Origin of the sequence: Sphingomonas sp. PAMC 26621 (assembly GCF_000251145.1) — a bacterium.
Lineage (GTDB): Bacteria > Pseudomonadota > Alphaproteobacteria > Sphingomonadales > Sphingomonadaceae > Sphingomonas.
This window is the reverse complement of the sequence record NZ_AIDW01000018.1, coordinates 68,781-93,349: the sequence shown is the minus strand read 5'-3', so window position 1 is coordinate 93,349 and position 24,569 is coordinate 68,781. Positions and strand designations below refer to the sequence as shown.

24 protein-coding genes, 1 tRNA gene and 1 pseudogene are annotated in these 24,569 nt (G+C 65.8%); 21 read left to right on the top strand and 5 right to left on the bottom strand.

The genetic code is table 11. The features are described 5' to 3' along the window. Nucleotides 1–60 precede the first annotated feature (60 nt). The gene (locus tag RI03_RS09850; protein ID WP_010217028.1) at nt 61–3,024 is read right to left on the bottom strand and encodes a TonB-dependent receptor; all 2,964 of its coding nucleotides are present in this window, start codon (nt 3,022–3,024) and stop codon (nt 61–63) included. Between the two features lie 226 nt (nt 3,025–3,250). Here RI03_RS09850 and RI03_RS09845 point away from each other — a divergent pair, with 226 nt between their 5' ends. Next, a complete protein-coding gene (locus tag RI03_RS09845; RefSeq protein WP_026046615.1) occupies nt 3,251–4,273 on the top strand; it encodes a LacI family DNA-binding transcriptional regulator in 1,023 nt (340 codons plus the stop codon). Between the two features lie 422 nt (nt 4,274–4,695). Here the strand turns inward: RI03_RS09845 and RI03_RS09840 are convergent, their stop codons facing one another. Beyond that, nucleotides 4,696–5,367, bottom strand: a complete 672-nt coding sequence (locus RI03_RS09840) for a DUF6445 family protein (protein ID WP_238542339.1) — start codon at nt 5,365–5,367, stop codon at nt 4,696–4,698. Between the two features lie 84 nt (nt 5,368–5,451). Here RI03_RS09840 and RI03_RS09835 point away from each other — a divergent pair, with 84 nt between their 5' ends. The 8 genes from RI03_RS09835 to RI03_RS25080 all read left to right on the top strand — a co-directional run bounded on the left by RI03_RS09835 (nt 5,452) and on the right by RI03_RS25080 (nt 11,665). Then, on the top strand, nt 5,452–7,032 hold the full coding sequence (locus tag RI03_RS09835; protein WP_010217024.1) for an MFS transporter: 1,581 nt from the start codon (nt 5,452–5,454) through the stop codon (nt 7,030–7,032). A 181-nt stretch (nt 7,033–7,213) separates the two neighbouring features. Continuing rightward, nucleotides 7,214–8,362 (top strand): aminotransferase, encoded by a 1,149-nt coding sequence (locus tag RI03_RS09830; RefSeq protein WP_010217023.1) that lies wholly within the window; start codon nt 7,214–7,216, stop codon nt 8,360–8,362. Then, complete coding sequence (locus RI03_RS09825; RefSeq protein WP_010217021.1) at nt 8,359–8,985, top strand: methylthioribulose 1-phosphate dehydratase; 627 nt, start codon at nt 8,359–8,361, stop codon at nt 8,983–8,985. Before RI03_RS09830 ends, RI03_RS09825 begins: the two co-directional genes overlap by 4 nt. Beyond that, nucleotides 8,982–9,176 carry a hypothetical protein gene (locus tag RI03_RS24645; protein ID WP_010217020.1) on the top strand — a complete coding sequence of 65 codons (195 nt, stop codon included), beginning with the start codon at nt 8,982–8,984 and terminating at the stop codon, nt 9,174–9,176. The genes RI03_RS09825 and RI03_RS24645 overlap by 4 nt, the downstream gene beginning before the upstream one ends. Continuing rightward, nucleotides 9,176–9,532 carry an acireductone dioxygenase gene (locus RI03_RS24640; protein ID WP_010217018.1) on the top strand — a complete coding sequence of 119 codons (357 nt, stop codon included), beginning with the start codon at nt 9,176–9,178 and terminating at the stop codon, nt 9,530–9,532. Before RI03_RS24645 ends, RI03_RS24640 begins: the two co-directional genes overlap by 1 nt. Beyond that, complete coding sequence (mtnC, locus tag RI03_RS09815; protein WP_010217016.1) at nt 9,529–10,215, top strand: acireductone synthase; 687 nt, start codon at nt 9,529–9,531, stop codon at nt 10,213–10,215. Before RI03_RS24640 ends, mtnC begins: the two co-directional genes overlap by 4 nt. Beyond that, complete coding sequence (gene mtnA / locus RI03_RS09810; protein ID WP_010217015.1) at nt 10,212–11,279, top strand: S-methyl-5-thioribose-1-phosphate isomerase; 1,068 nt, start codon at nt 10,212–10,214, stop codon at nt 11,277–11,279. The genes mtnC and mtnA overlap by 4 nt, the downstream gene beginning before the upstream one ends. A gap of 257 nt (nt 11,280–11,536) precedes the next feature. Continuing rightward, a complete protein-coding gene (locus tag RI03_RS25080; protein ID WP_269724661.1) occupies nt 11,537–11,665 on the top strand; it encodes a hypothetical protein in 129 nt (42 codons plus the stop codon). 260 nt (nt 11,666–11,925) lie between these two features. On the opposite strand, the gene RI03_RS25350 is transcribed toward RI03_RS25080, so the two are convergent. Further along, on the bottom strand, nt 11,926–12,897 hold the full coding sequence (locus RI03_RS25350) for a hypothetical protein (RefSeq protein ID WP_443208554.1): 972 nt from the start codon (nt 12,895–12,897) through the stop codon (nt 11,926–11,928). On the opposite strand from RI03_RS25350, the gene RI03_RS25240 reads away from it, so the two are divergent. Both RI03_RS25240 and RI03_RS24060 read left to right on the top strand, forming a co-directional pair. Continuing rightward, nucleotides 12,874–13,362, top strand: coding sequence for a helix-turn-helix transcriptional regulator (locus RI03_RS25240; RefSeq protein WP_338009632.1), 489 nt, complete (start codon nt 12,874–12,876; stop codon nt 13,360–13,362). The two genes, RI03_RS25350 and RI03_RS25240, sit on opposite strands and share 24 nt — an antisense overlap. 145 nt (nt 13,363–13,507) lie before the next feature. Further along, nucleotides 13,508–14,032 (top strand): PEPxxWA-CTERM sorting domain-containing protein, encoded by a 525-nt coding sequence (locus RI03_RS24060; protein WP_170318370.1) that lies wholly within the window; start codon nt 13,508–13,510, stop codon nt 14,030–14,032. Nucleotides 14,033–14,207: 175 nt separating this feature from the next. On the opposite strand, the gene RI03_RS09790 is transcribed toward RI03_RS24060, so the two are convergent. Both RI03_RS09790 and RI03_RS09785 read right to left on the bottom strand, forming a co-directional pair. After that, nucleotides 14,208–15,455 carry a tyrosine-type recombinase/integrase gene (locus RI03_RS09790; RefSeq protein WP_010217010.1) on the bottom strand — a complete coding sequence of 416 codons (1,248 nt, stop codon included), beginning with the start codon at nt 15,453–15,455 and terminating at the stop codon, nt 14,208–14,210. A 156-nt stretch (nt 15,456–15,611) separates the two neighbouring features. Then, nucleotides 15,612–15,701 (bottom strand) — tRNA-Ser (locus tag RI03_RS09785). A 94-nt stretch (nt 15,702–15,795) separates the two neighbouring features. On the opposite strand from RI03_RS09785, the gene RI03_RS09780 reads away from it, so the two are divergent. The 10 genes and pseudogenes from RI03_RS09780 to mazG all read left to right on the top strand — a co-directional run bounded on the left by RI03_RS09780 (nt 15,796) and on the right by mazG (nt 24,554). Next, nucleotides 15,796–16,842: a lytic murein transglycosylase gene (locus tag RI03_RS09780; protein ID WP_026046610.1), complete on the top strand. Its 1,047-nt coding sequence runs from the start codon at nt 15,796–15,798 to the stop codon at nt 16,840–16,842. A 1-nt stretch (nt 16,843) separates the two neighbouring features. Beyond that, complete coding sequence (locus RI03_RS09775) at nt 16,844–17,635, top strand: SPOR domain-containing protein (RefSeq protein ID WP_238542338.1); 792 nt, start codon at nt 16,844–16,846, stop codon at nt 17,633–17,635. A 19-nt stretch (nt 17,636–17,654) separates the two neighbouring features. Beyond that, nucleotides 17,655–18,827 (top strand): D-alanyl-D-alanine carboxypeptidase family protein, encoded by a 1,173-nt coding sequence (locus tag RI03_RS09770; RefSeq protein WP_010217006.1) that lies wholly within the window; start codon nt 17,655–17,657, stop codon nt 18,825–18,827. A gap of 4 nt (nt 18,828–18,831) precedes the next feature. Further along, the gene (tmk, locus tag RI03_RS09765; RefSeq protein ID WP_010217004.1) at nt 18,832–19,464 is read left to right on the top strand and encodes a dTMP kinase; all 633 of its coding nucleotides are present in this window, start codon (nt 18,832–18,834) and stop codon (nt 19,462–19,464) included. Continuing rightward, nucleotides 19,461–20,438 (top strand): DNA polymerase III subunit, encoded by a 978-nt coding sequence (locus tag RI03_RS09760; protein ID WP_010217003.1) that lies wholly within the window; start codon nt 19,461–19,463, stop codon nt 20,436–20,438. Before tmk ends, RI03_RS09760 begins: the two co-directional genes overlap by 4 nt. 39 nt (nt 20,439–20,477) lie before the next feature. After that, nucleotides 20,478–22,016: a methionine--tRNA ligase gene (gene metG, locus RI03_RS09755; RefSeq protein WP_010217000.1), complete on the top strand. Its 1,539-nt coding sequence runs from the start codon at nt 20,478–20,480 to the stop codon at nt 22,014–22,016. After that, nucleotides 22,017–22,792 (top strand): annotated as a pseudogene (locus tag RI03_RS09750) (TatD family hydrolase). It begins immediately after the preceding gene. Then, on the top strand, nt 22,789–23,553 hold the full coding sequence (locus RI03_RS09745) for an MBL fold metallo-hydrolase (protein ID WP_010216999.1): 765 nt from the start codon (nt 22,789–22,791) through the stop codon (nt 23,551–23,553). Before RI03_RS09750 ends, RI03_RS09745 begins: the two are co-directional and overlap by 4 nt. Continuing rightward, a complete protein-coding gene (locus RI03_RS24055; RefSeq protein ID WP_170318369.1) occupies nt 23,550–23,723 on the top strand; it encodes a hypothetical protein in 174 nt (57 codons plus the stop codon). Before RI03_RS09745 ends, RI03_RS24055 begins: the two co-directional genes overlap by 4 nt. A gap of 87 nt (nt 23,724–23,810) precedes the next feature. Beyond that, a complete protein-coding gene (gene mazG / locus RI03_RS09740; RefSeq protein WP_026046609.1) occupies nt 23,811–24,554 on the top strand; it encodes a nucleoside triphosphate pyrophosphohydrolase in 744 nt (247 codons plus the stop codon). Nucleotides 24,555–24,569: the final 15 nt, after the last annotated feature.

Below are 24,569 nucleotides of genomic sequence, written 5' to 3'. Positions count from 1 at the left end.
CTAAGGCATTCGGCGCGCGCGCGGCCAGCGAAAGGTTTCACTGGCCGTGCGCGGCCGTGGTCAGAACTTGTAGGTGATACCGATATAGTAATCACGGCCATAGCGCTGGTAATCGTTCACCTTGCGCGGGTCGTTGTCCTGATACGTCACGAACGGACGATCGGTCAGGTTCTTGGCCTGTGCCAGGATCGCGAAGTTCTTGAGGAACCCGCTCTGGAACTCATAGCCGATCTGCGCATCGAGGATCGCCTCCGCGCGCGCGGTCCGGTACGTCGGGTTCGCCGACAGACCTGCGACCTCGGCGAGGAAGCTCGACCGGTAGCGATAGTTTGCGCGCACCTGGAAGCCGCGCTTCTCGAAGTAGATCGTGCCGCTGCCGGTCCACTCCGACAGGCCGGGCAGGGTGATCGCCTGCGCCGGGTTGCTCGCATATTTGATCGTCGACTGCGTGTAGTTGCCGCTTGCGAACACGCCGAACCCGTCGAGCGCGGCGGTGATCGCCTTGAACGGCAGCGATACGGTCGCCTCGACACCGAGCACTTCGCCGCGACCCGTGTTCGCCGGGGTCGACACGTTACCGATGGTCTGGCCTGCGGCGACCACCTGCGCCTGCTGCGCCGCGGTCAGCGCCGGGAGCAGCGCCGAGAAGTCGTAAGGCAGCGAGTTGTTCGGATCGACGAAGTCAGTCAGGTGCTTGAAGTAGCCCGACAGCGCGACATAGCCGCCCGCCTTGAAGTACTGCTCGAACGACATGTCGATGTTGGTCGACTTATACGGCTTCAGATTGACGTTGCCACCGGTCGAGGTGAACACCGGGAACAGGCCCGCGGGGGTCTGGCCGATATTGGTCGGGTTGATCGCGACGTCCTGCGTGACACGCTCCTGGTCGAGGCGCGGACGCACCATCGTCTGCGATGCGCCGACCTTGACGAAGCCGAGCGGGATCAGCTCGAGCGACATCGTCGCCGAGGGCAGGACGTTGGTGTAGCGATACGTCTGCGTCACCGGTGCGATCGTCACGACCCCGCCAACCACGCTGGCGATCTGCCCGGACGAGCTCTGGTCCGAATGCACCACCTGCGTGCCGATCGAGCCCTTGAGTGCCTTGTCGCCAACCATCCCGTCGATCGTGATCTTGGCGTAGCCGGTCCAGACCTTCTCGAGCACGGTGTTGTCGCGCACCAGCGCGGACGGGCGCCCGTCGAACGCGGCATTCAGCGTGTTGTTGTAGAGATACAGCGGATCGAGTGTCAGCATCTGCGGAATGCCGAGATAGCCGAGCGCCACGTTGGTCCCGAGCAGCGCCGCGGCGGGAACGTTGCTGCTGAGCGGCGAGCCGCTTGCGACGGTGCAGTTGGTGCCGCCGCCCGGCGGGCAGAGGAAGTAGGACGTGTAGGCGCTGGTCTTCTTGCGCTGGCTGTAGTTGGCGCCGACTTCCCAGCCCTTGACGACGCTGTCCGAGAACTCGCCGTTGAGGTTCGCGCGGAGCGACTTCAGGTCGTCCTTGAAGCTCGGCCGGTTGAGGAAGCCCGTCTGGACGACCTGCTGGTTGCCGTTGTTGCCCCACCCCTGCGGATCGGTCAGCTTGAATACGTTGGTGTTGGTATAGTCGAGCGTCGGCGCGAAGGTGTAGGTGCCGTTGCCGTTCTGCTTGACCGTGACGGTGTCGGCAGCGCCGCTCTTGGAGAAGCCGGTGCCGGTGTTGGTTTCCAGCAGGAAGTCGGTGCGGTTCGAATGGCTCCAGCTCGCATCGACGTTGAGGTGGATCGTGTCGGTCAGCTTGAGGTCGTTGTTCCAGCCGAGCGAGAAATTCTCCGCCTTGCGCTGGTTATAGTCGTTGCGCTGCACGCCGAAGACGTTGCCGAAGGTCGCGCTGGTGGCGAAACCGTTGTTGGTCGTCACCCCCGATACGGTGGTGCCACCGGTGGTGCCGGCGCTGGCGAGCTGACCGGCGAGCGGGAACTCGATCCCGCGCAGGATCTGCGTTTCCTCGAAATGCGAATACAGCGCGTCGAAGGTCGAGTGGAACGTGTCGGACGGCCGCCACTCGATCGTCGCGACGCCGCCGTAGCGCTTCAGCAGGTTCGACTGGACATAAGGCTTGGCGCCGTTGAGCAGGAACGGGCTGGCCGCCGTGCCGGCACCGCTATAGCCCCATGCGTTGTATCGCTCATCCTGCGACGGCGTCTGCGTCGCGGAAGCGCCGATCGCGATCCCGAGCGTGTCGCCCGCGAACTTGTCGACATAGGTTGCAGACGCGCGATAGCCGTAGCGCGTGCCATCGGGGTTGAGCTTGTCGATCCCGTTCATCTGCCCGCGCGCGCTCACCGCGATGATGCGCTTGCCCTGGTCGAGCGGACGCAGCATCCGCAGGTCGACCGTGCCCGCGATGCCGGCGGCGATCAGCGATGCGTCGGCGGACTTGTAGACGTTGACGTTCTTGAAGAATTCCGACGGATACTGGTCGAACTCGACACCGCGGTTGTCGCCGGTCGTGACCTGCTCGCGGCCGTTGAGCAGCGTGGTCGAGAAGTCGGGGCCGAGGCCGCGGATCGACAGGCGCTGGTCGCGGCCTTCGAGACGCTGCGCGGTGACGCCCGGAAGGCGTGCGAGCGAGTCCGCGATCGACACGTCGGGCAGCTTGCCGACGTCCTCGGCGGAGACGGAATCGACGATCAGGACCGACTGGCGCTTGATCTTGGCGGAGGAGTCGAGACCGGCGCGGATGCCGGTGACGACGATATTCTCGTCAGCGGGAGCCGCTGCGGCGGCTTCGACCGGGGTTTCGGCGGGCGTTGCAGGTGCCGGGGTCGGATCGGCCTGGTTGGCCGTCGCCTCGACCTGCGCTTTGGCGGTCGGGTTGGCATTTGCGGTGGTCGCCGCGTCCTGCGCGAACGCGACCCCCGGCATGATGAGCGCCGCGGCGAGCGCGGTGCTGCTGACTCGCAGGCCGAGCAGCGTGGTGGACAGGCGGCGCACGGGTGCGGTCGCGCAAACTGCGCGGCTCATCGCTTGGTCGGTCATTTTGTGGCGTTCCCCTTCAGGCGGGCCTGGCCCGCGCATCCTCACGTACAGTTTCGTCGACGTCCTGAAAGCTGCGTCGATTGCCCTGTGGCGTCTATATTTCGAAGAGGGGGTTTGCAGAAGGATCGGGCATACGTATTCTCGAACGCACCCCGAAACGCGCCTCGCCGCCCATCGTCCCGGCGCGCTAGGATCCTCGAAGTTAGTCCGGAGGATTGTGGCAACGATGGCGAGACGACCGACTTCCCTCGATATCGCGCAACTGGCAGGCGTCTCGCAGCCGACCGTCTCGCGCGCCTTGCGCGGGGTAAAGACGGTCAATCCGCAAACCCGCGCCCGGATCGAGGCGATCGCGCGCAAGCTGAACTACGCGGTCGACAAGAACGCATCGAGCCTGCGGAGCCAGGCCGCCAATACTCTCGCGCTATTGTTTTTCGAAGAGGCGGCGGAAGAGGACGGCGCGATCAACCCGTTCTTCCTCTCGATGCTTGGATCGATCACGCGCGCTTCGGCCAAGGCGGGCTATGATCTGCTGATCTCGTTCCAGCAATTGTCGGGAGACTGGCACGTCGACTATCAGGACAGCCACAAGGCGGACGGGATCATCCTGCTCGGCTATGGCGACTATGATACCTACCGCGTCCGGCTCGATCATCTTGCCGAACAGGGATCGCACGTCGTGCGCTGGGGCGCGGTCGGTACGGGGCCTGGCGCGATCACCGTCGGTTCGGACAATCGCGACGGCGGCGCGCAGGCGACTGCGCACCTCCTGACGCAGGGGCGTCGGCGCATTGCGTTTCTGGGTACGGCGGACAGCCGCTATCCCGAGATCGAGGAGCGGTATCGCGGCTATTGCGCCGCGCTCGAACGCACCGGGATCGCCCCCGACGAACGCCTGCGGGTCGATGCCATCACTTCGGAGGATGCCGGGGTCGACGCGGTCGTCGAGCTCGCGCGGCGCGGTGCCGGGTATGACGCGATCTTCGCCGCCAGCGACAGCATCGCGATCGGCGCAATGCGCGCGCTTGCGGCGACGGGGCGGAGCGTACCGGGCGACGTGGCGATCGTCGGGTTCGACGACATTCCCTCGGCGTCCTTGACCAGTCCGCCTCTTTCCACGGTCGCGCAGGATGCAAGGCGCGCGGGGGAAACGCTGGTGGCGACGCTGCTCGGTCGGCTGCGCGGGGAGGCGGTGGTGCCGGATCCGTTGCCGACGCGGCTCGTCGTGCGCGAAAGCAGCGGCGGGTAGCGCGGATCGACGGGCGCAATGGGGGAGGCCTTGCCGCGGGGTCCGGCGCGGGTCTCTGCGAGGCTCCCCCACCCCAACCCCTCCCCTGAAGGGGAGGGGCGAACAGGGGCGGCCGTTGGCCTCTACTGCGGGGTGGGGGCGGAAAAGAGCGGCCATTGCGCGGGGTTCCGCAAAAGCCCCTCCCCTTCAGGGGAGGGGTTGGGGTGGGGCCGTGCCGCGAATTCGGGCGCTGGTCTCGGTGAGACCTCCCCCACCCCCATCCCCTCCCCTGAAGGGGAGGGGCGAAAAGGAGCGACCGTTGGCCTTTATTGCAGGGGAGGGGCGATCAGGAGCAGCCGTTGCCCGCTATCCAAGGGGCGGGGCGGATAAGGGCGGTCGCTCTCCAGGTCCAGCGAAGCGATTGGGAACGCCGAGCCGCTCGCTCAGTCGTCGAACAGGAACAGGTTGAGCGTCAGCCGCCCCGCCAGCGGATCGCGGCTGAGCGCGACGTCCGGCGGCAGATACGCGCAGTGCAGCGTGTTGCCCGGATAGACCAGCGCCCGGTTGTACGCCCCGGCCTGTACCGCAACCTGCTCGTACAAGGCGGTATCGCCCGCGATATAGGATGGTGCAGGCATGCCGTGGGTGCGAACGCCCTCTTCGAGCGTATTCCTGAACCGGTCGAGCCGTGCCGCATCGACGCTTTCGAACCCGGTCTCGCGTTGGCGATAGAAAGCGGTGCCGCCCTGCGCGCCGTGGCCGAGGAACAGCAGCAGCGCGATCCGCCGCGGCTCGACTCCGTCGAAATGCGGCAGCCGCTGGATCGGCGCGAGCGCTGCCGGATCGGTGGTGACGAGCGAATAATAGGCTTCGGATACCGCCGGTGCGAGGTCCAGACCGAAATGCGCCTTGAGCAAGGGCGCGATCTTCCGCCGCATCGTTTCCGCCAGTCGCGGCGGGACTTCGGCGCGGATGCCGGGATAATGCGGGCCGATCTCGCCCATCCGGAGCGCGGCGGCATCCTCGCGCAGTAGCTCGGGATCGGGCCAGAAATCGTCGATCGCGAGCAGCGGACGCCGTTCCAGACCCTGATAATAGACGCGTGCCGGTTGCATGCCGGTGTCATGCAACCCGCCCGACGTGGTCCGCAACCTCTTTCGGCGCGCCGGAAAGCGCGTCGCATTCGTATGCATCGCCGCATGCCCTTGTGCGCACGTCCGCTTGGCGGCACTCCGGCACGCGACAAGGTCGGCCGACAGCAGGAGCCGGACCCGGAGAGGCCTGACGTGAACGAAAAACCGGTGCAGGGCTTCGGCGGCCTGTGGAACATCAGCTTCGGCTTTTTCGGAATCCAGATCGGTTTCGCACTGCAGAACGCGAACATGAGCCGGATCTTCCAGACGCTCGGCGGGTCGCTCGACGATCTGTCCTATCTGTGGGTCGCCGCCCCGCTGACCGGGCTGCTCGTCCAGCCGATCATCGGCCATTACAGCGACCGGACGTGGAGCCGCTTCGGGCGTCGCCGGCCGTATTTCCTCGCGGGCGCGGTGCTTGCGGCGCTCGCGCTGTTCGTCATGCCGGAGGCGAAGGTGCTGTGGTTCGCGGCACTGACGCTGTGGGTGCTCGATGCCTCGATCAACGTCTCGATGGAGCCGTTCCGCGCGTTCGTCGGCGACATGCTGCGCAAGGATCAGCATAGCGCGGGTTACGCGCTGCAGACCGTCTTTATCGGGGCAGGGGCCGTCGTGGGGTCGATCTTCCCGTTCGTGCTCGCGCATCTCGGCGTTGCCGAAACCGCGATCAGCGGGGTGCCGGATACGGTGCGCTACAGCTTCTGGTCCGGCGGTGCCGCGCTGCTGCTCGCGGTGCTCTGGACGGTCGGCAACACGCGCGAATACAGCCCCGAGCAGATGGCGGCGTTCGGCGAACGCGACGCGAGCGAGGACGCCACGCACCCGATGCGCGCGCTCGCCGCACGGAGCTTCGGGCGGTCGATCGCCTGGATCGTCGCAGGCGCGGCGATCCTGGTCGCGGTGCCGACGCTCGCGCTGCAAAAGGAAGTGTATCTCCTCGGCGGCCTGCTGATCGCGTTCGGCGCCGCGAGCGCAGTGGCGATCCGGCGCGCGCGGCAGGGGGATACGACGAGCGCGCTCGGCCTGATCGTCGGCGATTTCTCCGCCATGCCGCCGGTGATGAAGCGGCTGGCGCTGGTCCAGTTCTTCAGCTGGTCAGCGCTGTTCATCATGTGGATCTATTCGACCCCGGTGGTCGCGCAATATGCGTTCGGGTCGAGCGATCCGACCAGTGCCGCCTACAATGCCGGGGGCGATTGGGTCGGCGTGTTGTTCGCGGTCTACAATGGCGTCGCCGCGCTGGTCGCGTTGCTGATCCTGCCACGGCTTGCTGCGCGGATCGGCAAGGTGCGGACGCATATCGCGTGCCTGTCCTGCGGTGCGCTGGCGTTCGCGAGTGTCTTCGTGATCCGCGATCCCAACTGGCTGATCCTCAGTGAAATCGGCGTCGGGATCGCCTGGGCGTCGATCCTCGCGATGCCCTATGCGATTCTCGCGTCGAGCCTGCCGCAAGCCAAGCTCGGAATTTACATGGGCCTGTTCAACGTGTTCATCGTGATCCCGCAATTGCTGGTGGCGACCGTGATGGGATCGGTGCTCAAGGCGTTCTTCCCGACCGAACCGATCTGGACGATGGCGTTCGCCGCCGTCGTGATGGCGCTCGCGGCGCTTGCGATGCTTCGGGTCGGCGAGGCGGGCGCGGACTAGGGCGTGATGCCCCGAATTCGCGCCACCATGGTGCAGCTTTGATTTGAAGCGGTATCGCCGCCGGGGGTAAACTCCGGATGGCGACGTGGTTGAAAGCAATTATGGTGCGCAAATGCTGGCAGGAGCGATTATAGCGTCTGGACCACACCCCTGCCGTCTGCGCCAAGCAGGAGATCCGCCTTTGCCGCCGCCCACCACGATCTTCGAGCGCCAGTCGCGGCTCGCGCAGGAGCTCGGCGCGATCAACCTGGGGCAGGGGTTCCCCGACATGCCGGAGATCGGACACGGCCCCCGCGCGCTGCTCGACGCCGCGGCGCGCGCCTTGACCGAGCGGTCCAGCCAGTATCCGCCGATGCGTGGGTTGCCCGCGCTACGATCGGCGATCGCTGACTATTACGAGCGGGAGCAAGCCCTCACGATCACGCCCGAGGAGGTCGTCGTAACATCGGGCGCGACCGAGGCGCTTGCGGCGGCGCTGCTGGCGCTGGTCCGCCCGGGCGACGAGGTGGTGCTGGTCCAGCCGCTCTACGACGCCTATCTGCCACTCGTCGAACGCGCCGGCGGGGTCGCACGTCTGATCGACCTGACGCCCCCCGACTGGACGCTGCCGCTCGACGCGCTCGAAGCCGCAATGTCGGAGCGGACCCGCGTCCTTTTGCTCAACACCCCCAACAACCCGACCGGAAGCCGCATCGACGCGGCAACCTGGACGTCGATCGCCACCTTGTGCGTCCGCCATGACGTCACGCTGATCTGCGACGAGGTGTGGGAAGCGATGATCTTCGCAGGCACGCATGTGTCCCCCCTGTCGATCCCGGGCCTGCGCGGCCGCACCGTCAAGATCGGGTCGGCGGGCAAGATCTTCTCGCTGACCGGGTGGAAGGTGGGCTGGGCCTGCGCTGCGCCACCGCTCGCGGACGCGATCGCGGCGACGCACCAGTTCCTCACCTTCACGACTGCGCCGGCGTTGCAATGGGCGGTGGCGGAAGGGCTGGCACTCCCCGCCGACTGGCATGACGCGCACCGCGACCCGTATCGCCACGCGCGCGCTTTCCTGGTCGAACGGCTTGCCACGGCGGGTTATGCGGTCTTGCCGGGGGCGGCGACGTGGTTCGTCATCATCGATCTCGCCGCCTCGGGGATCGCGCTCGACGACGAAACCTTCGCGCATCGCCTTCTGGTCGAGGCGGGGGTGGCGACCATCCCCGTCTCCGCCTTCTACGCCACGGCCCCGCAGACCGGATATGTCCGGCTTTGCTTTGCCAAGGACGAAGCGACCCTCGCCAGCGCAGCCGACAAGCTCGCGGATTTCCGCAGGGCGCTGACGTGACGCCGTTCGAAGCAGCGACCCGCGCGATCATCGCGGCCGGCACCCGCCTCGACCGTGCCGGACTCGCGCCGGCGACCGCGGGCAATTATTCGGTACGCTTGCCCGACGGGACGATCGCGCTGACCGTGTCCGGCGCGCACAAGGGACGGCTCGAACCCGAACAGGTGATGCGCGCGAGCCCCGATGGGATTGCGCTAGACGGCAAGCGGCCCTCGGCCGAGACGTTGCTGCACTGCCTGGTCTATGCGGTCGACCCGACCGCGGGCGGGGTGCTGCACACCCACTCGGTCACCGGCGTGGTGTTGAGCCGTGCGTTGGCCGGACGGCAGGCGATCGTGCTCGACGGCTATGAGTTGCTCAAGGTCTTCCCCGGGATCGACACCCACGCCACCCGCGTCGCGATTCCGCTGGTCGAGAACAGCCAGGACATGGTCGCGATGGCGGACTCGCTTCGTCCGCTGCTCGCGGCACAGGACCCGATCCTTCCCGCCTTCTACATTCGCGGCCATGGACTCTACGCCTGGGGGCGGACGCTTGCCGAGGCCGAAAACGTCGTCGAGGCGGTCGAGTATCTGCTCGCCTGCGAGTGGGAAACGCTGAAACTGGAAAGGCGCGTATCATGACGACCCTGACCCTGTACGATCTCGCCGACCCGCATGCACGCCTGGCCGAAACGCACGATGCGACCGATATCGCGGACAGACTTGCGCCGCTCGGGATCCGGTTCGAGCGGTGGCAGGCGGGGGTGATACTGGACCATGACGCGAGCGACGCCGACGGATCGCGGCCTATCGGGCGGACATCGACCGGCTGATGACGGCGGGCGGGTATCGGTCGTGCGACGTGATCCGCCTGCTCCCTGACAATGCCGAGCGCGCGACGTTGCGGACCAAGTTCCTCGACGAGCATATCCATGACGAGGATGAAGTCCGCTTTTTCGTGGAGGGATCCGGCGTCTTCTATATCCGTGGCCCCGATGCGGTCTATGCGCTCGAATGCACGCGCGACGACCTGATCGCGGTGCCCGAGGGGACCCGCCACTGGTTCGACATGGGGCCGGCACCGCGTTTTACCGCGATCCGGCTGTTCGCCGAACCGGACGGCTGGGTGGCGCGGTTCACCGGCGATCCGATCGCACGGGGCATTCCGTTGTACGAAGGCGTCGCGTGACCCCGAAAGCGATCGTAACCGACGTCGAAGGAACGACCTCGAGCATCGCGTTCGTCCACGAGATGCTGTTCCCCTACGCCCGCACGCGGCTCGCGCGGTTCGTCGCGGCCAACGCAATGCGCCTCGACGATGAACTCGCGCAGGTCCGCGCCGCATCCGGGCGACCCGACCTCGATCTGGCAGGGGCAATCGATCAGTTGCTCGAATGGCACGATGCCGACCAGAAGGTCGCGCCGCTGAAGTCGGTGCAGGGCATGATCTGGGCCGAGGGCTATGCCGATGGAACGCTGATCGGCCATGTCTATCCCGATGCGATTGCCGGGCTCGCGCGGTGGCACGCGCACGGCATCGCGCTGTACGTCTACTCGTCGGGCTCGGTCGCGGCGCAGAAACTGTTGTTCGCGCATACCGCGGCGGGGGATCTGACGCCGCTGTTCGCGGGGCATTTCGATACCGCCGTCGGCGCAAAGCGCGACAGCGCTTCATACCGCGAGATCGCGCGCCGGATCGCGCGGGAGCCGGACGACATCCTGTTCCTCTCCGACAGTATCGCGGAACTCGCGGCGGCGCGCGAAGCGGGGCTGCGCGTGATGTTGCTCGCGCGCGACGGCGTACCGGTTGACCCGGGCTACCCGCTCGCGACCTCGTTCGACATCATCCTTGCCGAAAGCCTTGCTGCATGATTCTCGCCGGGCAGAAGACGCGGTCGATCTGGCTCGAACCGGACGGCTGGAGCGTCGGGATCTTCGACCAGCGTCGGTTGCCGTGGTCCGTCGAGCGGTTGCGCCTGACGACGATGGAGGCCTGTGCGCTGGCCATCGCCGACATGGCGACGCGCGGTGCCCCGCTGATCGGCGCGGTGGCGGCATATGGGATCGCGCTGGCGTTGCGGGCGGACCCGGGTGACGAGTCGCTCGACCGCGCGTTCGATCGGCTGGTTTCGACGCGCCCGACCGCGGTCAATCTCCGGTGGGCGCTCGATCGTGTTCGTGGCGTGGTCACGCGCTTGCCCGAGCGTGATCGTGCCGCGGTGGCGTACGTCGAAGCCGGCGCGATCTGCGACGCGGATGTCGAGGTCAACGCCGCGATCGGTCGTGCCGGGCTCGAGATCCTGCAGTCGCTCGTCGAGGCCAATCCGGGCCGCGCGATCAACATTCTGACGCACTGCAACGCGGGCTGGCTGGCGACGGTCGACTGGGGCACCGCGACCGCGCCGATTTACATGGCGCACGATCTCGGCATCCCGCTGCACGTCTGGGTCGACGAGACACGCCCGCGCAACCAGGGCGCGCTCACCGCGCTTGAGCTTGCCGCGCACGGTGTGCCGCACAGCTATATCGTCGACAATGCGGGTGGGCTGCTGATGCAGCGCGGGCAGGTCGACCTCGTTCTCGTCGGCACGGACCGCGTGACCCGCAACGGCGACGTCTGCAACAAGATCGGCACCTATCTGAAGGCGCTCGCGGCGCACGACAACGGCATCCCGTTCGTCGTCGCCTTGCCATCCTCGACCTATGACGCCGCGACGCCGGACGGCGCAGCGGTCAAGGTCGAGGAACGGTCCTCCGAGGAGGTCCGCCGGCTCGACGGCCCGGACTTGGATGGAACGATGCGGCAGATCTTCGTAACGACGTCGCCCACGGCGAATCCGGCGTTCGACATCACCCCCGCGCGGCTGGTCAGCGCTTATATCACCGAAAAAGGGCGGGTCCGCGATGCAGCTGGCTTGGCTGCGGCGTTCGGATGAAGAGAAAACTTCCGCCGTTTCGGATCGGGTGATCCCAAAACGGCGCATATCCCCGAACTCGGGCAAACTCTGCATCTTATTGATTATTGCACGCCCCCTAACGCGCCATAAACCACTTGTACCCGGAGACGATTTACGTCGCCTCCAGGGGAGGGTCGCGTGGATTTGTTCTCCGACTGCCAGGCGGCCCTCCAACAGGAAAACGTCCGTCACGAGGCGGGCGTCATCGGCGGCGAGCCGTGTCGAGGGGGCTAATCGTGACAATTGCCAGGCGTATCGTTGGTGTGTTCGGAATGTCGCTGTTGATGCTCGTGTCGCTGGTGATGCTCGCGCTCGCCTTCCTCCTCATTCACGACGGCATGGCACCGGGGAATAGCGTCGGATGAGGTCTGGCAGGCGGGCGTGAGCTCCGACCTGCCCGTGCGTCCGGCCTGCAAGAACTTCGCAACGCACAGCGTCGGCCGCGACCCCGGCTTCTGGCGGAAGAGGTGCCCGCCGCAAGTAAGGCTAATAATGACTGAAAAACTGTGTTCCTCTTAGGGCTGATACTTTGAGTACCCCAGTTTATACCCCGCCGCAAAAATCATGATTCGTGATTGAGCTTTACGCGCCCCACTCCGGTCCGTCCGGGTCCGGGCGGAAATCGTCAAGGCTTGCTGTAGGCGGCGGTAATTTCGCGAGGGGAAGGGTTGGCGCTTCTCCGCCAAACCGGACCCGAATTATAGCCGCACTGCCGCGGAGCCCTGGAAGATGGCCACCGCCTCCTCGCCAGCCGAGATCTTGCCACCGATCCAAGGTGCGCGCTCCGCGGTGAGGTTTCCGATCTGGATGCCTCGCTCGCTAAAGACCGCCACCGCGTTTGGGTCGTGCGGGTTCTTCGGCTCGCGCCGCAACTCGACGGGATCGCCCGGTGCGCACTGCAACAGCTCGAACCGGAGTTCACTCTCCTTGCCGGCATTGATGAAATCGATGCCGACGATGGCGAGGCGGAAATCTCGCTGATCCATACCCAAGGTACTGCCGATGCCATCCAGTGCCTAGCAGGCATCCGGTCGCGAAGCATCGCCTGTGCGCGCTCGGCGGGGACGTTCCCGGCCGCGACTTCGGCATTCAACTGTTCCTGCACCGCCGCCTGGTCGCGCATCGATGCCGTGGCCTTCGCCGCGTCCGAAACCCGCTGCGCAACGACAAGACCGATCTCGCGCGAGATTGCCGCCTGGATGTCGCCCTGCTGCTTGATCGCCTGGCTCTCAGCCTTCACGCGGGCCTCGGCCATCAGCGCCGCCGCGCCGGACACGCCATAGGCGTCCGCCAGCAGATATAGGTTGCGGGTCTGCGCGCCGATCGCATCAGCTTCGCGTCCGAGGCGTTCCGCGCGAGATATTGCGGCTCGGTCCGATGCCGCGTGCGTGGCGTTGGACTTGGACGCGGCAGCCGTCTCGGCGTCGCGGGCCTGCGTGATTTTCGTCAGCCCAGTGCGATACTGCGCATCGGTGATAAGGTGCTTGTCGAACTTGCGCTGCAGCTGGTCGCTAGCATCTTCGTAGCGCTGAGTGGCGGCCGTAATCGCGTTCTCAACTAACAGGATCGCGGCATGAGCGGCGGGGTTCTCGCTCAACCTTCGTGGCGTTGCCTCATCGCGGCGATTGAGCCGTGGTACAACTGGGGGGAGATCCACGTTGAGAGAATGCAGGGCATGCGTATGGGCAGCGATGGCTACGCGTCGGGCCGAAGTGCGTGGCTTGGTACGAGAGCGACATCAACAACTGGGTCGCCGATCCGATGGGATGGCGCGCGGAGGATAGCGGCGATGAATAGTCAGCCAGCAATAAGAGAAACTCATGCCGACCCTCGCCACTTGCCCCGGGCGGCCGCCGACAAGATTCGCGATCGCAGCCGAGATAATCTTATGCGCCTGCGCGACGTGATCGAGAGGACCAAGCTGTCGCGCACAACTATCTATCGGCGGATCGGGGCAGGGACCTTCCCCTCGTCCACCCAGATTAGCGACGGGCTAGTTGCCTGGTACGAAACCGATATAAATGAATGGGTTGCCAATCCGATGGGCTGGAGGATGACGTAGAATTGCCTGTAGCGCGGACCGGCATCTCCACTGACGTCGCGTAACAATCTTTCGTTTTTAACGTTTCCGCAACTATTTGTATATTCTCCCGTACCTTCGCTGCCTTCGTTCCGTGACTCGCGGGTTTGGGAGGCGGGGAGTAGATATGAAAAAACTAGCATTCTGTTTGTCGGCTGCAATCGTTGGCCTGGCTTCGCCGGCATACGCAGCACCGTTGGTTTTCGACTTTTCCGGCCCCTCAGGTACAGCAGTATTCCAGCTCGACTCTAATCCGACACCGGATACGTTCAGCAGCTTTTTGGGCTCTGATCAGTTGGCCTTCAAGAATGTAGCGGGCATTTTTGGCGGGATTGCTGGGACCGCGGACAATATCGGATTTGGAAACGGTCTATTCGCTACGTTGAACATCAACGCTGCGAATGTGGGTTTTTCCCAGTTCTCAGGTCCGGCGCTGTTTTCTGGACCAGCAAATGCGCCTACATTCTCGACCGGGACCTTTGTCCTGATAAATCCTTTTTTCGGAAACGCTAACCTAACAATTTCCCCAGCGGCAGTAGCGGGGGCCGTGCCTGAGACAGCGACGTGGGCAATGATGCTCGTCGGTTTTGGCGCAGTCGGGTTTGCAATGCGTCGTCGATCGAACGTTCGTACGACAGTGAGCTATGCTTAAATCGCGTAGGCGTAGCGCTGAAGCAATATTGTAAAGCGCCTCTGGAATGCCGCCGGCCGAGTGACCGGCGGCATTTTGACGTCAGCACTGCCTGACAAGTTAGCTCCTAGAGCGGCCATCTTCTAATTTCGTCGGCCGCCACCGAGCAAATCGTTCGCGGGCGAAATCCCCTTCGTCAGCATGTTCGACCATTCCTGACTGAGCTCCGCCGCCGCTCCATATGCCCGGCACGATCGTATGCTGCTTTGACCCGGTTTTCCGGGACGTGTGCGAGCATCAGTTCCACGATCGCAGCATCCTCAGTTGTCTTTCGCCGTACCGCTAGCGCGTTCATCACCGTCGAGAACGACGAACGCCAGCCATGGGGTACATGCCGGCCGTGATACCCCACCCGGTTATAAAGGTAGCCGATCGCATTCTCGCTCAGCGGACGATGGCTATGTCGCTGGCCGGGAAAGACGAAACGGTTGCGGCCGGTCAGTCGATGAACAGCTAGGAGCACGTCGACCGCCTGCCAGGACAGGGGGATGATATGCTCGAACGCTAGCTCTTCCTTCAGGTCGAGCGCCAGCTTCATCCGGTCCGCCGGCACACGCCAGATCGGCAGGAACGGCCCGAACTGTTCGCCCGTGAAGTCGACCCCTTCGAACTCTGACCAGGTCGCGCTGCGGACCATGCCTGGCCGGGACTGCGTCAGCGCGAGTAGCCGCGACGCAAGCTTGGTGATCGGTGACGCGCCAGACGCCTCGGCCGCGACCAGCACGCCACGCGCTTCGTCAATGTCGACCAGCGCCGGCTGGCGGCCCTTCTTGGGCAAGGGCTTCAGAGCCTTGCCAACCACCGCAGACGGATCGTTCTCAACAATGCCTTCGGAGATCGAGTAGGCGTAAACCGCGGATATGCGCTGACGCAACCTCTTTGCGGTTTCAATCGCACCGCGATCTTCAACCACACGCAGCGCCTTCAGGACGATCGGCGCGGTGACCGAGGCCAGCGGCATTGCCCCGATCGCGGGGAACACATCGCGCTCAAGGCTGGTGATGACGTCGTCAGCATGCACCGGTGCCCACCGGCCTTTCTGCAGATCGTACCAGCGCCGGGCCGACTGCTCGAACGTTACCAGCTTGGAAAGCTCGACCTGCTCTTGCTCCCGTGCATCCTGCGCTCTCTTCCGCGCCCCCGAGGGGTCGATATGCTCGCGGATCATCCGTCGCGCTTCGTCACGCTTTTCGCGCGCCTTCGAAAGTTTGATGTCGGGGTAGGGGCCAAACGTGAGCAGCTTCTCTTTACCGAGCATCTGGAACTTCATGCGCCAGGATTTCAGGCCGGTTGGCGCGACGTAGAGGAAGAGCCCACCCGAGTCGGCAATCTTGTACGGCTTCTCGCGCGGTTCCGCGTTCTTAACTGCGGCATCTGTAAGCATGGTACCCCGACTCCCATATTCCGGTACCCCGAATTGTGCCCACGATACCCCGGCGCTGGGATGGAACAGATCGGGATTGGTCGGGAGTAGCTATAGCCGAAAACCCGCAGTTTTGCTAGGGTTAGGGATTGTTTGGGCTGCGCTGAAATGGGATTTTGGCGGAAGAGGTGGGATTCGAACCCACGGTGAGCTTGCACCCACGACGGTTTTCAAGACCGTTGCCTTAAACCACTCGGCCACTCTTCCGTTCGCCCCCGCTTAGCCAGCGTCTGGCGATTTGTGCAAGAGGCACGGGCTTTGGGGCTTCATGCGGAAAGCGGGCTGTGCCAAGGTCGATGGCATGCGGGGTAACAGTAAAACTTGGGCGCGGATCGCGGGCGGTATCGCTGGGATCCTCGCCTGCGTATCGATTGGCGGGGCTGCGAGTGCGCAGGATGACGCCGGATTTCAGACCTATCTGACAACGCTTCGGGCGCAGGCGGCGACGCGCGGGGTCAGTCGGGCGACGCTGGATGCGGTGCTCCCGACGCTGACGCTCAACCAGCGCGTGATCGAGCTTGATCGGCAGCAGCCGGGCGGGCCCTCCATCGCGGCGATCCCGAACTTCGCGCCGTATCAGGCGCAACATGTCGGCGCGGCGATCATCTCACGCGGGCAGGCCGCCTATGTTTCCGAACGCGGACGGCTGCAGCGTATCGAGCAGCAGACCGGCGTCCCCGAATCGATCATGGTCGCGATCTGGGGGCACGAGACGAGCTACGGCCGGGTGATGGGCGGGTTCGATCTGCCGCGTGCGCTCGCCACGCTGGCCTACGAAGGGCGACGGCGCGACCTGTTCGCGGATGAATTCATAGCGACGTTGCAGATGATGGACCGCGGCGTCCCGCGCTCGCAGCTCGTCGGCAGCTGGGCGGGCGCGACCGGCGGGCCGCAGTTCCTGCCCTCCGTGTATCTGCGCCTCGCGCGCGACGGCGATGGCGACGGCCGCGCGGATATCTGGACGAGCAGTGCGGACACGCTTGCGTCGATCGGCAATTATTTCAACAACGCGGGCTGGCGACCGGGCGAGCCGTGGGGCTTGGCCGTCGCGGTCCCGATGGCGTTCGACCGCAGCCAGTTGACGACGCGGCTGGTCTCGCCGCGCTGCCCGCGGGTGTTCCAGCGGCACAGCGCGTGGAAGACGATGGCCGAATGGCGCGCGCTCGGGCTGGTCCCGCAGGCGCGTGGCTGGCCGGGTGATCGCGTGCTGGCGACGCTGATCGAACCCGATGGCCCGGGGCAGACCGCCTATCTGCTCACCGGCAATTACCGCGTGATCCTCGATTACAACTGCTCCAACTTCTACGCATTGTCGGTGGGCTTGCTTGCTGACGCCGTGGAGCGGTGAGATGAGCCTCGGGGGTGCGCTCGTGCTGCTGGCACTGGCAGGACAGGTCGATCCTGTTCCGGCCGGGGCCGGGCCGCGCGCGACCTCGGGCGAGGTTTCGAGCGATTCGGTCGGCTATGCCGCCGCGATGGCGCCGTTGCCCGAGGGGCCGTTCGCGTCTGCGATGATAGCAGTACGGCATCCGACGCTTCCGGCGGGAAGCTTCGTCGAAGTGACCGCGCTCGACACCGGGCGGACGATCGTCGCGCAGGTGCTCGGCGGATCGGCGGAAGGGGCGGTCGTCGCACTATCGCCGGGCGCGGCGCGGCAATTGGGCGTTGGCGACCGTGCAGCCTTGCGCGTTCGCGAGGTGACACCGAACGCGCAGGATCGGGCGATCCTGCTCGCGGGCAAGAGCGTTGCGCCCCGGCTGGACGCGCCGCCTGCGTTGCTTGCGGCGTTGCGCCGGCGTTTGCCGGGAAGGAATAGTGTTGCTCGGGGGACGACCGTGCCGGTTACCGTCCCTTCGGCAACACCGCCATCGGCAAAACCCGCGGCGACCAGCCACGCGATCCGCAGGACGCCGCCGCCTCCCCAACGCGCGACCGGCACGCTCATGCTCCAGGTTGTCGCGCTGTCCTCGGCCCGACGTGCGACCGTGCTCGCGCAGAAGCTCGGCGGGCGGGTTTTGCCGGGCGGCGGGCTGTACCGCGTGCAGCTTGGGCCCTATGCGGATGCGGCATCCGCCAAGCGCGCGCGTGACGGCATTGCCCGGGCTGGCTATGGCGACGCACGCATTCTCCATTCAAACTAGAAGAACGAGAGCCAACATCATGTCATCCCGCTGGAACTGGACCGCCGCCACCGCCATTATCGCGATTGCGGCGACGACGCCTGCGCTCGCCAAGCCCGATTTCCAGACTCCGGCCCCGGTCGCCTATCTGACGGATCTGTCGTCGGGCGCGGTGCTGTACGAGAAGGACGCGGACCGGCGGATGCCGCCCGCGTCGATGGCCAAGATGATGACGGTCTACGTCGCGTTCGAGATGATCAAGTCGGGTGAGCTCAAGCTCGACCAGACCTTCCAGGTCCAGCCCGAGACGTGGCGCAAATGGCATAGCCAGGGCTCGACGATGTTCCTGTCGGCGGGCGAGAATGTCAGCGTCGAGAATTTGCTGAAGGGGATCGTCACGCTGTCGGGCAACGATGCCTGCGTCGTGCTGGCGGAAGGCATTTCCGGGACCGAGCAGACCTTCACCGAGCGGATGAACCGCGCGGGCGCGAAGCTCGGGCTGAACAACAGCCATTTCGGCACATCGAACGGCTGGCCCGATGGCGGCGTGACCTATGTCACCGCGCGGGATCTCGCCAAGCTCGCCGCCGCGACGATCCAGCATCACCCGACGCTGTACAAGCGCTTCTATTCGCTCCCGAGCTTCACCTGGGGCAAGACGCTTGGCGGGGCCAAGCCGATCGACCAGGCGAACCGCGATCCGTTGCTCGGCCGCGTCCAGGGCGCGGACGGGCTGAAGACCGGGCACACCGAGGAAGCCGGTTATGGCTTCACCGGCTCGGCCGAGCAGAACGGCCGTCGCCTCGTAATGGTGATGGCGGGCCTCGGCAGCTCGGGCCAGCGCTCGGATGAGTCGGTCAAGTTCATCAACTGGGGCTTCCGCGCGTGGCAGGCCAAGCCGATCGTTGCCAAGGGCAAGCAGGTCGAGACCGCCGAAGTCCAGATGGGCAGCGCGCGCACCGTCGGGCTGGTCGCGCCGACCAACCTGACCGCGACGCTCCCCGCCGGGGTCGCCGCCGACATGACGCTCAAGGTCGTGTATCAGGGGCCGATCAAGGCACCGATCAAGGCCGGGCAGCATATCGCCGATCTCGTCGTCTCGACCCCGGACATGCCGCAGCAGCGCCTGCCGCTGGTTGCGGCGACCGACGTTGCCGAGGCAGGCTTCTTCGGTCGCGCCTGGGCCGGCCTGATGAGCCTGTTCGGCGGCTGATACGGTGGCGGTGACCGGACGGTTCCTCTCGCTCGAGGGCGGGGAGGGGGCAGGCAAGTCGACGCAGGCGCGCCTGCTCGCCGCGGCGCTCGCCGAGCGCGGGATCGATGCGCTCGTCACGCGCGAGCCCGGCGGGAGCGAGGGGGCGGAGGCGATCCGCAGCCTGTTGATGGAAGGCGCGGTGACGCGGTGGAGCGCGCACAGCGAGGCGTTGCTGTTCGCCGCCGCGCGCGCCGACCATGTCGAGAAGACGATCCGCCCGGCGATCGGCGCGGGGCGCTGGGTGATCTGCGACCGCTATCTCGACAGCAGCCGGGCGTATCAGGGGCTTGCGGGCGGGATCGACGACGCCGAGATCCTCGCGCTGCATGGCTTCGGGTCGCGCGGGCTGCTGCCGGATCGCACGTTCGTGCTCGAACTGACGCCAGAAGAAGGTCGCGAGCGGGCGGCAGTCCGCGACGGCGCGGCGGCGGATCGGTTCGCGGCGCGGGGGGCGGCGTTTCATGCCGACGTCGCCACCGCATTCCGCCGGTTCGCCGAGCACGAACCCGACCGGTTCCGGATGATCGACGCGAGCGCGGATATCGCGACCGTTTCCGCCGCGATCCTGGCCGACCTCGCCGATTTGCTGCCATGACGCTGCCGATCGGCAATGATCCGGCGCATGCAGCCTTTGCCGCCGCGCTCAGGAGCGGCGCGCTGCACCACGCGTGGTTGTTCGCCGGACCCGAGGGCATCGGCAAGGCCAGCTTCGCGCGCGCGGCGGCGGTGCGGATGCTCGCGGAAGGCGCGGGGGCTGACCTGCCGCCGGGCTTCGATGTTCCGGAGAACGACCGGACGCGGACGCTGATCGCCGCCGGGTCGCACCCCGACTACCGCGTGCTGACTCGCCAGCCCAAGGAAGGCGACAAGACCGGGCTCGATCTCGCACGGAGCATCCCGATCGCGCAGGTCCGCGCGCTCGGCCCGATGTTCGCGACGCGACCGTCGATGTCGGATCGTCGCGTCGTCATCATCGATGCGGTGGACGATCTCGAGCGGCCCGGCGCTTCGAACGCGCTGCTCAAGAACCTCGAGGAACCCCCGCAGGGGACGATCTTCCTGCTGGTCAGCCATGCACCGGGGCGGCTGCTGCCGACGATCCGCTCGCGCTGCCGGACGCTGCGCTTCGATCCGTTGAGCGATGCCGCGATGACGTCGGTGCTCGGCGAGCTGCTGCCGTCCGCGGACGAAAGCGAGATTGCCGCGCTGACTCGCGTGGCACAGGGGTCGCCCGGCCGCGCGATGGGGTTCGCCGGGCTCGATCTCGCCGCGCTTGACGAGGCGCTGACCGCGATCGCGCGCGACGGTGATCCGACCAATGCGCGGCGGGGCAAACTGGCCAAGGCGCTGGCGCTGAAGGCGGCGCAACCCCGCTACGAAGCGTTCCTCGACCGTGCTCCGGCTTTCATCGCGTCCGAAGCCCCGGCACGACAGGGGCAGCGACTGCGCACCGCGCTCGAAAGCTACGACGCCGCACGCGCGCTCTCGGCAAGCGCACGCGCGCTCACGCTGGATGTGCAGGCGACGGTGTATGAAATGGCCGGGATCGTCGCGCGGCTCGCCGCCTGAGGCCTTCAATTCACGCGCGCCTTGCTCTAGGAGGCGGCGATGGCCGATCCCTTTTATATCACCACCGCAATCAGCTACCCCAATGGCCGCCCGCATATCGGGCACGCTTATGAGGCAATCGCGACCGATGCGATCGCGCGCTACCAGCGCCAGCTCGGCCGCGAGGTCCGCTTTCAGACCGGCACCGACGAGCACGGGCTCAAGATGGTCCAGGAATCGCGCAAGCGCGACCTGACCCCGCGCGCGCTCGCGGACGAAATGAGCGGCTATTTCAAGCAGATGGCCGACGCACTCGATATTTCCTACGATCGGTTCATCAGGACCAGCGACGAGGATCATTATCGCGCCAGCCAGGCGATCTGGCGGGCGATCGAAGCTGCGGGCGACCTGTATCTCGATCGCTACGAGGGCTGGTATTCGGTTCGCGACGAGGCGTTCTACGACGAGAAGGAACTGGTCGAGGGGGAAGGGGGCGCAAAGCTCTCGCCGCAGGGCACCCCGGTCGAATGGACCGCCGAGGAGACCTGGTTCTTCCGCCTGTCGAAATACCAGCAGCCCCTGCTCGATTTTTTCGAAGCCAACCCCGATTTCATCCGCCCCGAGGCACGCCGCAACGAAATTCTGCGGTTCGTCGAGGGTGGCCTGTCCGACCTGTCGGTCTCGCGTACCAGCTTCGACTGGGGCGTGCCGGTTCCGGGGAGCCCGGGGCATGTCATGTACGTCTGGGTCGACGCGCTGACCAATTATCTGACCGGGGTCGGCTATCCCGACGATCTCGAACTGTACGAGACGTTCTGGCCGGCGCAGCTTCACATCATCGGCAAGGATATCGTGCGTTTCCATGCCGTTTACTGGCCGGCGTTCCTGATGAGTGCGAACATTCCGCTGCCGCGTGCGGTGTTCGGGCACGGCTTCCTGCTCAACCGTGGCGAGAAGATGTCGAAGTCGCTCGGCAACGTCACCGATCCGATGGCGTTGGTCGAGCATTTCGGGGTCGATGCGCTCCGTTACTTCCTGCTCCGCGAGGTCAGCTTCGGGCAGGACGGCAGCTATTCCGAGGAAGCGATCGTCACGCGGTGCAACGCCGATCTCGCCAACAATCTTGGCAATCTCGCGCAGCGTTGCCTGTCGATCATCGCCAAGGCGTGCAACGGCGTCGTACCGGACGCGGGCGCAGCGACCGAAGCGGAGACCGCGCTTGCCGACAGCGTTGCCGCGGCCGAACGCGGTCTGCATGACGCGATGAAGGATCTTGCGCTCCACACTGCGCTGGATTCGGTCTGGTCCGCCGCGCGCGACGCCAACCAGTATTTCGCGGACCAGGCCCCGTGGAGCGTCCGCAAGACCGATCCCGCCCGCGCCGACACGATCCTGTATCATGCCGCCGACGCGATCCGCCGGATCGCGATCCTCGCGCGCTGGGCGATCCCGGGCGGCGCGGACAAGCTCCTCGACCTGCTCGCGCAGTCCTCCGATGCGCGCAGCTTCGAGGCGCTCGGCCATCCGCTTGCGTCCGGGCTGACGCTGCCCGCGCCGAGCGGGGTTTTCCCACGGCTCGAAGCCCCGGCGGAGGCGTAAATGTTCGCCGACAGTCATTGCCACCTCAACTACAAGGGCCTCGCCGAACATCAGGGCGAGGTGCTCGCTCGCGCCCGTGCGCGCGGCGTCGAGGCGATGCTCAACATCGCGACGCGTGAAAGCGAATGGGACGCGGTGCTCGCCACCGCCGAGCGCGAGCCGGACGTGTGGGCGACCGTCGGCATCCACCCGCACGAGGCCGACCAGCATCCCGACGTCGGCACCGCGCGGTTGATCGAGCGCGCGCAGCATCCGCGCGTCGTCGGGATCGGCGAGAGCGGGCTCGACTATTTCTACGACCACAGCGACCGTGAGCGACAACAGGCAAGTTTCCGCGCGCATCTCGCGGCCTGCCGGGCGACGCAATTGCCGATCGTCGTCCACACCCGCGACGCCGAGGAGGATACCGCGCTGATCCTGCGCGAGGAACTGGAGCAGGGGGCCTTTCCGGGGGTGATCCATTGCTTCACCGCGAGCGGCGCGTTCGCCGATATCGCGCTGGACCTCGGCTTCTATATCTCGATCTCGGGGATCGTGACGTTCAAAACGCGAAGGACTTGCAGGAGACCGCCGCGCGCCTGCCGCTCGACCGGCTGTTGATCGAGACCGATTCGCCATTCCTCGCACCCGTGCCGAACCGCGGCAAGACCGGCGAACCCGCCTTCGTCGCGGATACCGCAGCGTTTCTGGCAGATCTGCGGGGCGAATCGATCGAGACGCTCTCGTCGGCAACGCGCGAGAACTTCCACACCCTGTTCGCCAAGACGCGCGCATGAGGCTGCGGATCCTCGGTTCGGGAACGTCCTCGGGCGTCCCGCGGATCGGCAATGACTGGGGCGCGTGCGACCCGACCAACCCGCGGAACCGGCGGACGCGTGCGTCCGTACTGATCGAGACTGCGACGACGCGGATCCTGGTCGATACCGGCCCGGACATGCGCGAGCAGTTGCTCGCCGCCGACGTTTCGACGTTCGACGCGGTGATCTGGACTCATGACCACGCCGACCACACGCATGGCATCGATGACCTGCGGCAGGTCTTCCACGCGCTCGGCCGACCGGTGCGCGGGATCGCGCGCCCGGCGCTCAAGGCGCGGTTGCTCGGCAGGTTCGGCTATGTTTTCAGCGGGCTGAACGGATATCCAAAGGTCGCGTCGATCGAGGATCTGCCGGATTCGATTGTCATCGGAGACATTACCGTCCGGGTTGCGGACCAACCGCATGGCGGCACCCAATCCGCCGGTTTGCGGTTCGAGGGGGAAGGCGGCGTCATCGGCTATGCGACCGACCTCAGCGGGATGACCGAGGATATGGCGCGGCTGTACACCGGCCTGGACGTCTGGGTGGTAGACGCGTTGCGCGAGCGGCCGCATCCGTCGCATCCCGATCTGGCAATGGCGCTGGGCTGGGTCGAGCGATTGCAGCCAGGGCGTGTCGCGCTGACGCACATGGACCAGTCGATGGACTATGGGACTTTGGTGCGCGACCTGCCGGACGGGGTCGAGCCGGGCTATGACGGGCTGGTGCTGGAAGCATGAGCGCGTTCGTCACTGCGTTGTGCCTGATTCTGCCGATCGCGGCGCTTGCGTCGCGGCGGCTTCCGGTCAGCACGGTGGTGAAGCTCGCGCTGATGTGGGCAGCGATCTTTGCGGGGCTCGTGCTGGTCGTCCTGATTTGGCAGCAGGTTATGAATTCGAGTCCGTCCTGACCGACTTCCCATCGAATATCACGTCGTATTTAACATAATGTGTATTATCGGTCTTATAGATCGTCGGCTGCGGAAGGGCTTCGTCAGATGATCGAACGTCTCGTTGGTATCATGGCCCGCCTGCGCGATCCGGCGACGGGTTGCGAATGGGACGTCGCGCAGGATTTCAGAAGCATTGCGCCGTACACGATCGAGGAAGCCTATGAAGTCGCCGACGCGATCGCGCGCGACGACATGGCCGATCTCAAGGATGAACTCGGCGACTTGTTGCTCCAGGTCGTGTTCCATTCCCGGATCGCCGAGGAAGCCGGCGCGTTCGCGTTGCCCGACGTTATCGCGGCGATCAGCGACAAGATGGAACGCCGGCATCCGCATATCTTCGGCGACACCCCAGACGGCGTCGATCATCAGTGGGAGCAGATCAAGGCTGCCGAACGCGCCGACAAGGGGTCTTCGGGCGCACTGGACGGCGTGGCGATCGGCCTGCCCGCACTGCTTCGGGCGGAGAAGCTCCAGAAGCGCGCGGCGCGGACCGGGTTCGACTGGCCCGATGCGACGGGTGCGCGCGCGAAGATCGATGAGGAATTGCAGGAGGTCGAAGCCGCCGCTTCGCTCGACGAACGCGAGGACGAAATTGGCGATGTGCTGTTTTCCGTCGTCAACTGGGCGCGCAAGCTCGGCGTCGATCCGGAAGCGGCACTGCGCCAGGCGAACGAGAAATTCGAACGTCGTTTCAAGGCGATGGAGGCGGAAGCTGGGGCCGACTTCGAGGCGCTCGACCTCGACGGGATGGAGGCCTTGTGGGCGACGGTTAAACGTTTCGAAGCTTAGCGCCGCCGGGCGTTT